Origin of the sequence: Chitinophaga costaii (assembly GCF_900094705.1) — a bacterium.
GTDB lineage: Bacteria > Bacteroidota > Bacteroidia > Chitinophagales > Chitinophagaceae > Chitinophaga > Chitinophaga costaii.
Genome location: NZ_FMAR01000007.1, coordinates 61,710 through 77,643, shown reverse-complemented (window position 1 = coordinate 77,643; position 15,934 = coordinate 61,710). Strand labels below are relative to the sequence as shown.

Annotated in this window: 10 protein-coding genes and 1 tRNA gene; 4 read left to right on the top strand and 7 right to left on the bottom strand. The window is 46.2% G+C overall.

The genetic code is table 11. The features are described 5' to 3' along the window. The first annotated feature begins 45 nt into the window (after nt 1-45). Nucleotides 46-441 (top strand): hypothetical protein, encoded by a 396-nt coding sequence (locus GA0116948_RS11460; RefSeq protein WP_089712259.1) that lies wholly within the window; start codon nt 46-48, stop codon nt 439-441. A 575-nt stretch (nt 442-1,016) separates the two neighbouring features. Here GA0116948_RS11460 and GA0116948_RS11455 read toward each other — a convergent pair. From GA0116948_RS11455 to msrA, 5 genes are all read right to left on the bottom strand, one after another. Next, a complete protein-coding gene (locus tag GA0116948_RS11455; RefSeq protein ID WP_089712258.1) occupies nt 1,017-1,403 on the bottom strand; it encodes a hypothetical protein in 387 nt (128 codons plus the stop codon). A gap of 183 nt (nt 1,404-1,586) precedes the next feature. Then, entirely contained in the window at nt 1,587-4,988 is a 3,402-nt protein-coding gene (locus tag GA0116948_RS11450) for an ATP-binding protein (protein ID WP_089712256.1), read from the bottom strand. Further along, a complete protein-coding gene (locus tag GA0116948_RS11445) occupies nt 4,985-5,395 on the bottom strand; it encodes a response regulator (protein WP_089712254.1) in 411 nt (136 codons plus the stop codon). Before GA0116948_RS11445 ends, GA0116948_RS11450 begins: the two co-directional genes overlap by 4 nt. 161 nt (nt 5,396-5,556) lie before the next feature. Then, nucleotides 5,557-5,778, bottom strand: a complete 222-nt coding sequence (locus GA0116948_RS11440; protein WP_089712252.1) for a hypothetical protein — start codon at nt 5,776-5,778, stop codon at nt 5,557-5,559. A 232-nt stretch (nt 5,779-6,010) separates the two neighbouring features. After that, nucleotides 6,011-6,658, bottom strand: a complete 648-nt coding sequence (gene msrA / locus GA0116948_RS11435; protein ID WP_089712525.1) for a peptide-methionine (S)-S-oxide reductase MsrA — start codon at nt 6,656-6,658, stop codon at nt 6,011-6,013. 228 nt (nt 6,659-6,886) lie between these two features. On the opposite strand from msrA, the gene GA0116948_RS11430 reads away from it, so the two are divergent. Both GA0116948_RS11430 and GA0116948_RS11425 read left to right on the top strand, forming a co-directional pair. Next, nucleotides 6,887-9,004: an endonuclease MutS2 gene (locus GA0116948_RS11430; RefSeq protein ID WP_089712250.1), complete on the top strand. Its 2,118-nt coding sequence runs from the start codon at nt 6,887-6,889 to the stop codon at nt 9,002-9,004. Nucleotides 9,005-9,159: 155 nt separating this feature from the next. Next, nucleotides 9,160-9,244, top strand: a tRNA-Ser gene (locus GA0116948_RS11425). 443 nt (nt 9,245-9,687) lie between these two features. Here GA0116948_RS11425 and GA0116948_RS11420 read toward each other — a convergent pair. After that, on the bottom strand, nt 9,688-12,054 hold the full coding sequence (locus GA0116948_RS11420; RefSeq protein WP_089712248.1) for an ABC transporter permease: 2,367 nt from the start codon (nt 12,052-12,054) through the stop codon (nt 9,688-9,690). A 314-nt stretch (nt 12,055-12,368) separates the two neighbouring features. Between GA0116948_RS11420 and GA0116948_RS11415 the strand changes: the two genes are divergently transcribed. Then, nucleotides 12,369-13,391 (top strand): LLM class flavin-dependent oxidoreductase, encoded by a 1,023-nt coding sequence (locus tag GA0116948_RS11415; RefSeq protein ID WP_089712245.1) that lies wholly within the window; start codon nt 12,369-12,371, stop codon nt 13,389-13,391. A gap of 103 nt (nt 13,392-13,494) precedes the next feature. On the opposite strand, the gene katG is transcribed toward GA0116948_RS11415, so the two are convergent. Next, on the bottom strand, nt 13,495-15,771 hold the full coding sequence (gene katG, locus GA0116948_RS11410) for a catalase/peroxidase HPI (protein ID WP_089712243.1): 2,277 nt from the start codon (nt 15,769-15,771) through the stop codon (nt 13,495-13,497). Between the last annotated feature and the right edge of the window lie 163 nt (nt 15,772-15,934).

Here is a 15,934-nt window from a genome sequence, read left to right as displayed (position 1 = left end):
TAAACAAAAATTAGGGTGTATCTTTTCATCAACCCACATCCATTCATGTCACATCATTATGCAGCAGTAACCGTATTAGCCTCCTATTTTGTGATGAAGGAATATGATCATGTTAGTATAGGACGTTTAGTATTTTCAGGGACGCACAAGCCAGGATCATTAGGCAATGACGATGCCGATTTCATTAAAACGAAGATCACCCGTGTATTAACGGATGGGGCTTTGAATGCCCTGGTGGTGGATTTTAGTGATATGGAATTTCAGCACTGCATTGCCATTCAGGACGCTATTAGTCGTTTGCACAAGGCCCGCATTCCCGTGGCGATTGTGTACAGCGAGAAGTGTGAAAAACTGGCGGAGCCGCATACGGATATGTACGTGGAGAGCTTGGAAAAAGCCATGGAGCTTATTGCAGGGAAGGTGCCGCTCCGCAAACAATGAGCATCCCGATTTCATTATTCTTTTACCATATTTACACAGCGCCCGCCATCACATTGCCATGCATTGCTGTTATCATTGTACCTGTAAAACCCAATGTCCAATGTATAAAGGTGGCCCAAACCATATAGCCAAGAGGTAATTCCATGCCATTGCACAGGAATACATTTATCATTGCAGCCCTTTATACAAACCATTACGGGATATACACACTACTCATCTTTTTTGGAGGTTATGCTATTGCCCGCCGGCAACATTCCATTAATTATTTTTCGCTTGCATCATGCGTGCAAATGCTATACTGAGGTAATTATCCGACTATCACCGGAAGCCATCTTATTGAACCATCCCTGATCTGAAGCTGGGCCCAGGCCAACTCTCCCGAAGAGGTGGCCCGGCAGGAACAGGTAAGGCGCGGCGCTCTGCATGCTGGAGGAAGTGCATGCAAAGGAGCATGTGGAGCCTCCCCGCGTCCTGTTAATGAGCACGTTTATTTACGCCCATTATCCTTATAGTGCCATTGTTACAACCCTCGGACATCAAAAGGCCCCGGCCTATGTGCCGGTTTTTTTTGACTATCATTTGCTGGTAGTCCACGAAGTCCAGGTCTGGTTTGAAAGTACCTGAATGCGCACATCGCATGCATCGTCCAGTTGTAAAAACTTCAATTCCTTTTCTGATATGATGGTTTTGTAATGTGCGGCGTTGCCAACACTGCAGGGGCTTTGACCGTCCAGTTTAACCAATGTAATGGTGTCGTTATGAAGTTGGTAGCTCATACTTTCCAGGGCATTACCTGGCGTGCTTACCGGAAAGAGCCGCAAGGTGTCTTTGTCGAATTGTAGGTAACAGGGGGTGGGGTCGGGAATATTTACGGAAGCAGTCCAGCGGGTAGCAGCGAGTTGAGCCTTAGCTATGAAAGGAAGGCTGTTGCCAATAACCAGGAAAAACATTATTTTTTTCATAAAAGAACTTTTTTTGGGGAATAATTAAAAATACAGAAAATACAATTGCTGGAAGTGGTTTGTGAATAACCTGCTGCCGTTGCCACCTATTTACCCCACTCCTGGGCGTAGCGGCAGCGCATATGTGCTGTTTAGTGCAAAACCCTTCGTCATGTAGTTCATGTTAGTGCTATGCGCAATAACTTACCAAGGCAGAAATACGATGAAGCTGGCGCCTTTTTGGGCGGAGGATTGTGCATAAATGGCACCGCCATGATGCAGCACAATTTTTTTACAGATAGCCAAACCTATGCCTGTACCCGGGTAGGTGTGGCGGTCGTGGAGGCGTTGGAAAATAGTGAAAATCTGATCTGCATAAGACTGGTCAAAGCCAATTCCGTTGTCGGAGAACTCCAGGCGCAGGTAGCGTTGTTGTTTGCTCAGCGAGGGTTGCAGGGCCAGTTGTGCAGGCGTGGCTTCCATGGCACGTATGTAAATGCGGGGCGCTTGTTCGGTAAATTTTAGCGAGTTGCCTACCATGTTGGAGAACAATTGTGATAGCTGCACCGGGATGGCATTAATGACCGGCAATGGATCTGCATAGATCTCCGCACCTTTTTCGCGGATAGTTACTTCGTAATCACTGCGCACATTGCGCAGAATGGCTTCCAGGTCTGTGGGTTTAAATGATTCCCCCATGCGCGACACCCGGGAAAAGGACAGCAGATCCTTTATCAGCGAAGACATTCGGGAAGCGGCGTTGTGTATTTTCAGGAGGTATTTGCCTGATTCAAAATTTGGATTGCTGTTATTTTGCAATAGCAGGTCGGAGAAAGTTTGGATTTTTCGCAATGGTTCCTGCAAGTCGTGGCTGGATACGTAAGCGAATTGTTCTAATTCCTTATTGGTTTGTGATAAAGTATCGTTGGCCTTTTGCAGTTCGCTGGTGCGCTGTTCCACCATTTTCTCCATTTCCTGGGCGTTATGTTGGGCCATTTCGCGCGATCTTACCAGTTCAGTTACATCATTGGCTACAGCAAGCAGGCCTATCACCCTTTCCGCTTCATCGCGGAAGGGTTCAAAAACAAAACTATGATACATGACCGTATTCTTGCCATCGCGTAGCAGGAGGATGGGGCGTTCTTTGGCCTGTACGCTTTTACCGTGTTGAAAGGCCTCATGCAATAGTGCGCCAATGCCTTGTTCATTCAGTTCGGGCATGGCTTCCAGCATAGGGCGGTTAATTAATGCTTCGTGGGTACGGCCAGTATTTTCCAACATCTTATCGTTCACCACCTCCATCCGGAAATCGGGCCCCACCAGTAGCGCAATGGCCATGGGCGCCCTTTCGAAGATGTTATGCAACTGGTGACTGGTATAGCGAAGGGGCTTATTGCTTTTCAGCCGGGAGCATACGCGGGCAAGCAGTTCCTTGGCGGAAAATGGTTTTACGAGGTAATCGTCTGCCCCAAGTTCATATCCTTCCGTACGGGCCGCTTCGTGGTCTTCAGCTGAGAGGAGGATCACGGGGATATAAGCGGTGTGATGATTGGCTTTGAGATGACGCAGCAAGGTAAGTCCGTCCATCACGGGCATTACCACGTCGGTGATTACAAGATCGGGGCGTTGCCGCTGGATGGTTTCCAAGGCTTGCTGGCCATTGTCGGCAGTAATAATTTGCGTGTGGGGTAGCAGCAGCCGCTGCATAACAGCACGAAGATCTACGTTGTCATCTACCAGTAGCACCAAAGGATTTGCGGAAGAAGTTGTGGACGGTGGAGGGGTGGCTGGCCGGAAATTATGAAAGGTATCTCGCAGGAACAATTCCTGCAAATGCGTATGATAAGATGGGCGGGGAGGAATGATCTGAGCAGTAGACAAATGTGCTTCACCCATTGGAATACTTACGGTGAAAACGCTTCCCTTACCCAATGTGCTGCTTACCTGCGTATTGCCGCCGTGCAGGTTTACCAGTTCCTTTACCAGTGCAAGGCTAATGCCTTCACCTTCCGGGGTGCGGCTGGTGCTTTGACCTACGTGTTGAAATCGTTCAAAGATGTGGGACATTGCTTCATGGGGAATGCCTATCCCGGTATCGGTAACCCTCAGTACGGCGAAGCGCTGCTCGTAATGAATAGTTACCAAAATTTTTCCCTGCAACGTATATTTATAAGCGTTATAAAGTAAGTGCAGGACAATGGTTTCCCACATTTCCATCTCCACATATACCGGCGCTGATGAAGGCTCACAGTATATCTCATATTTCAGGCCTGCCTTTTCTATTACGGAGCGGAAGCTGTTGGCCAGGTAGGTAGTGAAATCGCCCAAGGCAACTGGTGAAAATTGCGCAGTAGCCTTACCTGCTTCCTTACGGCTAAAATTTAGCAAATAGTTGGTCATCTGCAGGGCGCGCAAAGTGTTGCGCAATATGGACTTAATATTTTGTGTGAATTCCTGTGAGTTGTCGTTGGGCTGGGCGAGCAGGTTGTCTAATGGTTTCAGTAAAAGGGGTATCAAGGAGCCAAATTTGTGACTCATATAGCTGAAAAAAAACGTTTTATCCTGGTCTATGGCGGTTGGTATACCAGTGCCGGTACTGTTGGATTGGCTATAATAAACAGTAGACAGGCTGTTGGCTAGCTGATTAACCACCAGTTGGAAAAAACTTTGGTAAGGATCGTCTAAAGGACGATAAGGATTCAGGCCAACGATGAGTACTGCTGCGGGCTGTGCCTGGCCACTGCATAAGATGGGCAGGATGAGGGCTTCGTCTGGTGGCATCTGCCAAGGACCTGTGGGCAGCTCCTTATACCGGCTGCGCAATTGGCGGGCAATGGCTTGTTTGCCGCTGCTTATCACCTGCCACAAGTGCCAGGGAGTATTATCGCGAGTGATGTCCACTTTTTCCGGGAAGAGGGTTGTTACATAGCTGGGAGGATTACAATTTACCAACGTTGCTTGAGAGGAGTTTACAGCGGTCTCGTACAGGCAGGCAAAGGGAAAGTCTGCCGGATTTTCTGCCAGCACTTTCATGGTGGCTTGAAAAACGGTTCTTTTATCCATGCGGTCCAGCGTAATTTTATTCAGGTTGCGCAGGGTGTGAAGTTGACGTTGGTATATTATGCGTTGTGTATCGTCGCTGTTGGTGCAGATAATACCGGCATGAAGACCATCATTACCCGGCACGGCACTCAAGGAAAAGGAGCAATAAGTTTCTTCAAGATAACCATTACGATGGGTAATAATAAGCAGCCCCTCATCTATACTATTTTCTGTATGGAGCAGGTTGCCAGAAACATGATCACCTAAATACTTCCAGCCCTCCGGCCATGCCTGTGCGGCGGGAATACCTACAACGATTGGTTGTTTATTACCCCGCATGAGGTGGTGGGCATCATTAAATAAATGGATATGGTCTTTTCCCCACCATATAAACATGGGTTTGCGGGAATTGAGGATAATTTGCACACAGGTTTTTAAGTTTTGCGGCCATTCTTCCACATTGCCTAAGCTGGTTTGCCCCCAATCTTTCGCCATCATTAGCGCTCCAAGTGTTCCCCCACCTGCAAATAAGTGTTGGGCTTCATTTTCTTCCGCGGTATTCATGCAATCTTTGTGGCATTTTGTTGATCAATAAAAAAATTGTCCAGTGCCTGCGAGAGCAGGGGCAGCGTAGGATGTTTAATGATAAAGGCGGTTGCGCCCAAGGCACGTGATTTTTCTATGTTGTGATGGTCTTCGGAGGTGGAATAGATGGCCACCGGAATCTGGGCCAGGGCGGGTATTTGGCGCAAATTTTCCAGGCATTGAAGGCCATTCATGCGTGGCATATTCAAGTCCAGAAAAATATATTGTGGCAGAATGTTTCCAGCAACGAGCTGAGCCAGTGCGTCGATGGCATTATTGATAAAAATAAAGTTGTAATTTCTTCCAATGTCCTTCATGGCCATTGAAAAAATTTCCTGGTCATCCACATCATCATCCACGATCAGGCAAGTGGTAATAGTATTCACGGCAAAATCTTAAAATGAAAGATAGTTGAAACGTTACAAATCGCGTACCGTGGCGGTGCTACAAAATAGGGGGGGGAAGTTAGCTGAAAGGCCATACTGCGTCCTGACTACAAGCGTGGCAGTCGGTTATGAGAAAGGCGATGTCAATACCGGCAGCGGTGTTAGCTGAAATACTGCTTAATTACTTTTTCAAGCCGGTCGGTAAGGGCGGAGGTTACGGACTGAGCCTGGCCGCAAATGTGAGCGCCCTCTTCAGGAACTAGTTCAAATTCCAGTTGCACATCGTCTACTTCAGCCAGCACGCGGGGTTGATGGGGTAGCTTCTGGAAAATCACTTCTTTGGAAACGCCATTTACGGTAAAGTAACATCTAATGCGGTCCATAGGATTTCTTTGTTAGGATGATGGGGTGATATGGTTATGAATCTCAACAGAATAGTAAAAACGAATATATGGTAAAAATATGATATTTAGTTAAAAAGTAATCAATTAAGCAAAAAAATGATATTGCTAGGATAATAAGGGCATTTAGGAGGGGTTAAACCAGCGAGATAGGCAGCCATAACTGTTTAAGGCCAGTAAAAAGCCCCACAGTAGGCTGTGAGGCTTAGGTGAATTATTGTTGTTTCAGGTGTTCCTTAAATACCTTCTTGAATTTTTCCAGTTTGGGCCGGATCACGAACATACAATAGGGTTGAGAACCATTGTTGGCGTAATAATTCTGGTGATAATCTTCGGCCTTATAAAACTTCGTAAAGGGGGCAATTTCCGTTACGATAGGATCAGTATAGGCACCGGACTCCTGCAATTTTTTTTTGTAGAACTCCGCTTCTTTATGTTGCTCTTCGTTATGATAAAAAATGACAGAGCGATACTGAGTCCCTACATCATTACCCTGCCGGTTCAGTTGGGTGGGATCGTGGCTGGTCCAAAAGGCTTGTAATAATTCGGCGTAAGTGAGCTTGGAAGGATCGTAAGTAACCTGCACAACTTCTGCATGGCCAGTTTCGCCGGTGCATACCGCTTCGTAGCTGGGATTAGGCACGGTGCCGCCGGAAAAGCCCGATTCTACTTTTAAAACGCCCTGTAATTGTTGTAATTGAGCTTCCGTGCACCAGAAACAGCCGCCACCAAATGTGGCCGTTTCAGTTTTAATGTTATTGGGAATGTTGTTCATATCCTTGGGAACTTTATCATTGCCATGCTGAGCGCAGGCACTGAGGCTGATACCGAGCAAACCGGTGAAAATCCATTGTTTGAGCATATTATGAATGTTTAAAAATAATGCCAGATGCATTTTGTCAGGCAGCGTAAATTTACGATCATCTAATAGGCTATCGTTGTGCAACTTCGTAACTTTAACTTTTCATTACATTGCCCGCCAGGATGGCAATTACGCTGGTGCGGACCTAAAAATTGATGTATCTATATTTCCCGGGCAATGTTTTTATAAAAGGTTGTCCCGGCATTTACCTGAAAAACAAGCTTTTAATTGAAATACTTTCCTGAATCTGCCTTACTGCAACTAGAGTTTGATAAAGTACAGGCCCTGCTTAAAGAACATTGTAAAACCGAACTGGGTAAGGAACAGGCCACACAATTGCGCCTGCATACGCACCTGGATTACGTACAAACCGCCTTGCAGCAGGCGCACGAATACAAGCAACTGTCATTATTGCAGGATCATTTTCCCAACGATTACGTCTTGAACCTGAAAGCAGAACTGCGCCTCTTGCAGATACAGGGGGCTGTGCTGGCCGAAGAACAGTTGATGCAATTGCGGAAGCTGGCTGAAAGTATGCACAGCATTGTACGCTTCTTCGACCACGACCGCCGCACGCAATACGCGGGCCTTTTTCTGGTAATACAACATACCCATTACGAAAAGAAGATTACCCAACTGATCGACGAGGTGCTGGACGAAGAAGGGCAGGTGCGCGACAATGCCACGCCGGAACTGGAACGCATCCGCATGGCGCTGTACCGCAAGCGCACGGAGCAGCGCCGCGCTTTTGACCGCGTGTTGCAAAAGCTGCAAAAACTTGGCTACCTGGCCGATACCGGCGAGGCTTTTCTCAACAACCGCCGCGTGGTAGCCGTATTTGCCGAAAATAAACGCATGGTGAAAGGTATTTTGCATGGAGAGTCAGACACCCGCAAAACTGCCTTCATTGAACCAGAAGATACTATAGAGCTGAATAACGATATCTTTTCCCTGGAGCGCGACGAATCGAAAGAAGTGTACCGCATCCTGCGCCAGCTCACGGCCCACCTGGGCCAGCATGCTGACTTGCTCAACGGATATCATGAAATACTGGGTATTTACGACTTCATTCGCGGCAAGGCTAAATTGGCCTTGGATATGGACGGCAATTATCCCATGCTCACCAAAGATCCGGAGGTACACCTGGTGGAAGCACGGCATCCCTTATTACTGCTGTATAACCGCAAGAGTGGCAAACCCACTATCCCGATGAGTGTAACGTTGAATAAAGACCATCATATTCTGGTGATCAGCGGACCCAATGCAGGCGGCAAAACGGTGACGCTGAAAACGGTGGGCCTCATCCAGCTTATGTTACAAGCCGGCTTGCTGGTGCCGGTACACCCTTCCTCTCGACTGGGCATTTTTAAACAACTCATGATCCATATCGGCGATACACAATCGCTGGAATTTGAGTTGAGTACTTATAGTTCCCACCTCAAGAACATGCGCTATTTCATGGAGAATGCTAACGGGAAAACCCTGTTCTTCATCGATGAATTGGGCAGCGGTTCCGACCCTAATTTAGGGGGGGCATTTGCTGAAGTGATTATGGAGGAACTGGCCAAGAAACATTCCTTCGGTATTGTTACCACCCACTACCTGAACCTGAAGGTGATGGCCAATAAAGTGAAAGGTATTATGAATGCCGCCATGGGCTTCGATGAGGAAAATCTTTTACCCATGTACAAGCTGATCGTAGGCAAGCCCGGTAGTTCGTATACATTTTCCATTGCACAGCGCATTGGCCTTGAACCCCGGCTCATACAGCGTGCGCGTAGTCTGGTGGATGAAGGCCACTTTCGCCTGGATAAGCTGCTGAATAAGGCAGAACAAGACTTGCAGAAGGTAGAGGCTAAGGAAAAAGAATTGCAGCAATTGCTGAAGGAGAATGAAAAACTAAAACGGGAGTACGAATTATTGTCGGACAAGGAGCGTAAGCAACAACAATACACCACGCTGAAGTTGCAAAACAAAATCAAGGAAGAAGAGCTTATTTATCTAAAGGATATGGAGCGCAAGATGAAACAAATTGTAATTGAGTGGAAGCGCACAGATGATAAGCAAAAGGTTTTACAACAGGCCGAAGCCCTGCTTTTCAGGAAAAAAGAAAAGAGCATCAACGAACGCCAGGCTAAGAAGATAGACGACCGTTTCCAGGAAATAAAGGGCGGTGTGGAAGTGGGTGACCAGGTGAAGATCCGCAGCAACCACCAGGTGGGCAAACTGATAGAGATCCGGGACAAACGCGCCATTGTGCAGTTAGGCAATATACCCATTAACGTGAAGCTGGATGACATTGTAAAGGTAAAAGAACGGCCTAAAGAACCGGTAGAAAGTAAATAAATGAGGAAGGCCGCTGCTATGCATGCGGCCTTTTTTATCAATGTGCAAAAATATTTTTTGGCTGAAAGCAGCGCCAATACAGTGTTTAGGCGGTTGATGATGGCTTAATGGGATAATTTTTTTTGTAAATTGATTTCGTTTTATACTTTTGCGGCGGAGGAATGGCAGAGCGGTCGATTGCGGCAGTCTTGAAAACTGTTGACTGTTACAGGTCCGGGGGTTCGAATCCCTCTTCCTCCGCGGTTTAAAAAAAAGGAGTTACTTCTTATGGAAATAACTCCTTTTTTTTGTTTTAGGCGTAGTACCCTATTGATATTTATTTTAAAATACGGTGTTCAAAATCCCGCGTTATGTTTGAACTCACTCATTATTTCCAAAGCTTTTAATACCTCTAATATTCACCGTGATTTCTACAATTATTGCAGTAATGATATAAATCGTTAGATCTGAAAGTATACTATCGACAAACTACAACCCTCCAGGGAAAATCTGATTTATAAATACATATCTATTCTCCCAAGATATTTTTTCATAAATATCCCAGGTGGATGTAAGATAGATTAATATCTCTGACATCCTTTCTGCCCTGATCTAACGATCCTATATCAACTGTATTAATCGGGACCTGCCTCATCAAATAGGAAGTATAAATCAGGGGTTATTTTTACAAATCCGAAGTCAAATCATTCCATGCGGAGGCTGCACACCGGATTCGTCAGCGCGGCCTGTATGCACTTGAAGATGACGGTTAACATGGCAACAAACAGTGTTATTGCCCCCGCCGCCCCAAACACCCACCAGCTTAGGTTAGTACGGTAGGCGTAACCTTGTAAAAAGCTGTTTAAGCCATACCCCGCCACAGGAAAGGTAATGGCCGCGGCGACCAGCACCAGTGCTAAAAAGTCCTTTGACAGCAAGGTTACAATTTGCGGCACACCTGCGCCCAATACTTTACGCACGCCAATTTCCTTCACTTTGCTTTCAGCGGTAAAGGTTACCAGGCCAAACAAACCAAGACATGATATTAATATGGCTATCAAGGCAAAGCAGTTGAATAATTGGCCCACATGTGTATCGCTTTGGTATAGATTGTCGAACTGCTTGTCTAAAAAATCGTATTCAAAAGTATAATCAGCGTTATATTCTTTCCATATCTTTTCCGCGGCAGCCAATGCTATCCGGGCATCCTTTCCTGTTGTTCTTACGTACATTTTTCCCCGCCAATATTCGTTGTATTGCATCAAAAGAGGTAATATTTTTTGATGCATGTCCTGGAAATGAAAATCTTTCACCACGCCGGCAATTACTCCTTTAATACCCTGAAAGGTCAACCGTTTGCCAATTACGGGTTCTTTTATGCCGGCTGCCTTAATAGCTGTTTCATTTAATATAAAATTGGCGCTGTCGGCAGGTGAACCGGTAAAGCCGTTCCCCTCCACCAATTGCATACCCATGACTTGTATAAAATTTCTTTCTATTGGCATCTGGACAATGGTAAACGACCGTTGGTCGACCCTTTTGTCATCCCAATCTACATCGGAACTGCCTGAACTACTATTGATGATGTCCACGCCTGATTCCGTAACGCCTGATATGCCGGGTTGTTTCAGCAGTTCGTTCACTGCCGCATCATAATGGCCGTTCATGTCACGCATCCAAAAGCTAAAAACATTTTCTTTGTTATAGCCCAGGTTCTTCTCCCGGATATATTTTAATTGTTTACCAATAATGATAGTGCTTGTAATAAGCAGAATCGAAAAACTGAACTGCACGACTACCAATACTTTTCTAAAATTGCCTTTGCTGCCAAAGCCGCTTAGCTTGCCTTTCATTGCCTCCAGTGGTTTGAATGACGACAGCGTTATCGCCGGGTAGATACCGGCCAGCAGCAGTGTTGTTAGCATGGTAAGGCCGTACACCTCCAGTACGTTGGTAGACCAGGGCTTGAAAACAATATTTTTACCTGAAATATTTTTGTATAAAGGCATTACAAGGTAAATAATGCCTGTTGCCAATACCAGTGCTAACAGAAATGTGATCATTGATTCACTTAAAAACTGCATGAACAGTTCAGCCTTGCCCGCACCAACGATTTTACGCAAGCTAATTTCTTTACTGCGCTTAATTGCCCTAGCGGTAATAAGGTTTACGTAGTTGATGCAGGCTATTAACAACACGATTACAGCCACCATAAGCAACGCCCGAACAACCATCATGCCCTGCTCCTTACCGTCTAAAGCGTACAGATGCAATTTAGTAAGCGGGTTAAGCAGGTAGGTGAGATTTTTATTTGCCGGTATATCATAGTTTTGGCGATGTATGATACCCATTTTGTTGGCCGCCAGAACTGGGCTTGTATTTGGCTTCAGCAATACATATGTTTCGAAACTATACTGGTCCCAATTAGTGTTAAGCGTTTTAAAGTTGTTTGTAGTGTCGTATTCCTGTTCCAGTTGCTGAAAATTAAAAACAACGTTGTAATGTAATGTCGAATTGGCGGGCATATCCTTCATTATCCCTGTTACAGTATATAATTTTTTGTCGTCGCCCTTCAATATTTTGCCCATAGGGTCTTCATCGCCAAAAAGTGTTTTCGCTGTTGTTTCGGACAATACTATGGAGCTTGCGTCAATAAAGGGGTGTTGTGGATTGCCTTTGACAAACGGGAAAGTAAACATGGTAAAAAGAGATGCTTCAGCCAGGCAGTTATGCCTTTCAATGAATTTTTTGCCGTTGTATTCAAATAAGGATACACGCCCATTACTGGTTATACGACAGGCATCTTCCACCTCAGGTACTTGTTTTTTGGCATACACCGCTATGGGGGCGGGTGTCATGTACCAAATGTTTTGGTCATCAAATTTTGGTGACAATTTATAGATGTTAGCTGCATTTAAATTAAAGCGGTCATAACTCAACTCGTCATTTACCCAAAGCAGCAACAATATACTAATCGCCAGGCTTAGGGCCATGCCGGTAATGTTGATAAAGGAATAGGTCTTATTGTTACGTAAGTTGCGCAGAGCGATCGTGAGATATTTACTGAACATCGGAAGGAGATTTGGAATACGGCAGCATTGCAGCCAGAAAAGTGCCTGTTTTTTTACGTATTAATAATCAATTAGTTAGGATTTAGCGATAATAACAAATGTCCGATGCCGCACACCTCACTGTTCTGTTTTGTGCCTAAGATCCCTTCTATGCGGATTGATGGAATGTTGGATCAAATGTTCTCTAAGCGATCAAAAGTATACGGTTAAGTAAGCATGCATACGGCAATATTTTCCCCATATAAGAAGATTGTTCTGAGCATGAATAAAGTACCTATTTTTGTGTCTACTATAATACAATCGAAAAGACTGGTATGAAGAAAATAGGTTTTTTATCATTTGGACATTGGGCTAATCACCCTGCCTATAAAACCCGTACGGCCAGCGATACCCTGCTACAGTCTATTGAGCTGGCTGTAGCTGCCGAATCAATCGGGTTGGATGGTGCCTATTTCCGGGTGCATCATTTTGCGTCGCAGCTGGCCTCACCATTTCCTTTGCTGTCTGCCATAGGGGCCAAGACAAGCAAAATCGAGATAGGAACGGGGGTTATTGACATGCGTTATGAAAATCCCCTTTACATGGTGGAAGATGCCGGCGCCGCCGATCTAATTGCGGGCGGGCGTTTGCAGTTGGGTGTTAGCAGGGGATCGCCAGAGCAGGTAATTGATGGCTGGCGTTATTTTGGATATGAGCCAGCGGCAGGTGAAACAGATGCGGATATGGGGCGCCGAAAGGCTTTAGAATTTTTGGACAAGCTTAAAGGTGTAGGATTTGCACAGCCTAATCCTCGTCCTATGTTTCCCAATCCGCCAGGCTTGTTAAGATTAGAGCCCTACGCTGCCGGATTGCGGGAACGTATCTGGTGGGGGGCTGCTACGAATGCTACCGCTATTTGGGCCGCCGAAAACGGCATGTACCTGCAAAGTTCTACGTTGAAAATGGATGAAAGCGGAAAGCCATTTCATGTACAACAGGCAGAACAGATCCGATTATATAAAAATGCCTGGAAAGAAGCCGGACACCAGCGCGCGCCAAGGGTTTCCGTAAGCCGTTCCATTTTCCCATTGCTGAATGACCAGGACAGGATTTATTTTGGGCAGGATAGTAAGAGCGCAGACAAAATTGGTTATTTAGAAAGTGACCAACGCGCCATTTTTGGAAGAAGTTATGCCGGCGAGCCGGATCAGCTTATAAAGGAACTGGCGCAAGACGAAGCCATCCAGGAAGCTGATACCCTCTTATTGACGATACCGAATACATTGGGGGTGGAGTATAATATTCATATCCTGTCGGGTATGCTGCAGCATGTGGCACCCGGGTTGGGCTGGCGTTAAATATTTGTTCAGCCGCATTTAATACAAAAGCCTTTAAGTCTTTTTGAACTTAAAGGCTTTTGTATTAAATGCTTTGAATGTTAGGCATAAAAACATCATAGCATCAGGCTATTTCAAACCGGTCCAGGTTCATGACTTTATGCCAGGCTGCTACAAAATCTTTCACAAATTTTTCCTGCGCATCTGCGCTTCCATACACTTCTGCAATAGCCCGCAATTCTGCATTAGAGCCCAGCACCAGATCGGCACGGGTGCCATACCATTTTATATCGCCCGTGTGGCGGTCGCTGCCTTCGTACAATTCATTGTCTGGGGAAGCTGCTTTCCATGCAGTGTTCATATCCAGCAGGTTTATAAAGAAATCGTTGGTAAGCAGGCCAGGCCGTTGGGTGAAAACGCCATTTTTTGAGCCATCGAAGTTGGTGTTTAATACCCGCAGTCCTCCTATTAGTACCGTTAATTCGGGCGGTGTAAGGGTCAGCAATTGGGCTTTATCTATCAGCAAAGCTTCGGTAGATGCGGATACATTAGCCTGCCGGTAATTGCGGAAACCGTCTGCAATAGGTTCAAGGTAACCGAAAGATTCCACGTCGGTTTGTTCTTGTGCGGCATCTGTGCGGCCTGGTGTAAAGGGAACGGAGATGGTATGTCCTGCATCTTTTGCTGCTTTTTCGATAGCTGCGCCACCGGCCAGTACGATTACATCTGCCAGTGAAACCTTTTTCCCATCTGTTTGCGCGCTATTAAATGCCTGCTGGATACCTTCCAGCTTGTTTAATACTTGCTGCAATTGCGGTGGATTATTTACCCGCCAGTGTTTTTGGGGTGCCAGGCGAATGCGGGCGCCGTTGGCGCCTCCGCGTTTATCGGATCCCCGGAAGGTAGAAGCGGAGGCCCATGCGGTGGATACTAATTCGGCAATGCTCAATCCGGCTTCAAGCACCTTTGCCTTCAAGGCGGCGGTATCTTGCTCATTAATTAGTATATGGTCTACTGCCGGAAGGGGATCTTGCCAGACTAATATTTCTGCAGGTACATCGGGTCCCAGGTAGCGCACGCGGGGGCCCATATCGCGGTGGGTTAATTTAAACCAAGCCCGGGCGAAAGCATCTGCAAATTCTTCGGGATTTTCCAGGAATCGCCGGGATATTTTTTCGTAAACCGGATCAAACCGTAAAGCAAGATCAGTGGTAAGCATGGTGGGAGCATGCTTTTTCGCACTATCAAAGGCATCGGGAATAATATCGGGTGCGCTTTTGGCCACCCACTGGTGAGCACCGGCGGGACTTTTAGTAAGTTCCCATTCAAAGCCAAACAGGTTTTCAAAAAAGTTATTGCTCCATTGAGTAGGTGTTTTCGTCCAGATTACTTCCAGTCCGCTGGTGATAGTGTCGGCACCTTTGCCAGTGCCATAGCTATTGCTCCAGCCAAGGCCTTGCGAGGCCAGGTCGGCAGCTTCCGGTTCTTTACCTACGTGGGTGGCAGGGGCGGCACCATGGGTCTTGCCAAAAGTATGACCACCTGCTATCAGTGCTACGGTTTCCTCATCGTTCATGGCCATGCGACCAAAAGTATCGCGGATATCTTTGGCGGAGGCAATGGGGTCTGGATTTCCGTCGGGACCTTCCGGGTTTACATAGATCAGGCCCATTTGCACAGCAGCCAAAGGCTTCTCAAGGTCACGGGAATGGATGTCGCCATCTGCATTGTCGTCAGACACCAGTACGCCATGAGGTTCCTGTACGCCTGGTGATCCGTGTGCATAGCGCAGGTCACCGCCCAACCAGGTGGTTTCGGCACCCCAATACACCGATTCATCCGCTTCCCATGCGTCTATACGGCCTCCGGCAAATCCAAATGTTTTAAAGCCCATGGATTCAAGGGCTATATTACCGGTAAGGATCAACAGGTCTGCCCATGAAATTTTACGCCCATATTTTTGTTTAATGGGCCATAGCAGTCTCCTGGCTTTATCCAAACTTACATTATCGGGCCAACTATTCAGCGGGGCAAAACGTTGCAGCCCTGCGCCTGCGCCACCACGGCCATCTCCCACGCGGTAGGTGCCTGCACTATGCCAGGCCATGCGGATAAACAAGGGGCCATAATGCCCGAAGTCTGCCGGCCACCAGGATTGCGAATCTGTCATCAGTGCATGTAGATCTTTCTTTACTGCTTCCAGATCCAGGCTTTTAAAAGCTTCCGCATAATTAAAGTCTGCATCCATTGGGTTGGAGGTGGGCGAATGCTGTCGCAGTATATTTAATTTAAGTTGGTTGGGCCACCAGTTGTGGTTTCTGGTGCCGCCACCGGCCACATTATTTTTAAAGCTCCCGTGTGGAAATGGGCATTTACCGGTGTCGTTTGATTCTTTTTCCATTTTTAAATGTTTAATGGTGTAGAATGAACAATTATTTGCAATTGATGTTTGGAGGTATAAATGTATGCTATTGAAAAATTACCGTCAATCAATTAATTCTATAAGTAAATCATTAAAACCTATTAAGGTCTTGGGAGTTCTGAAGTGGAACTATAATTATACG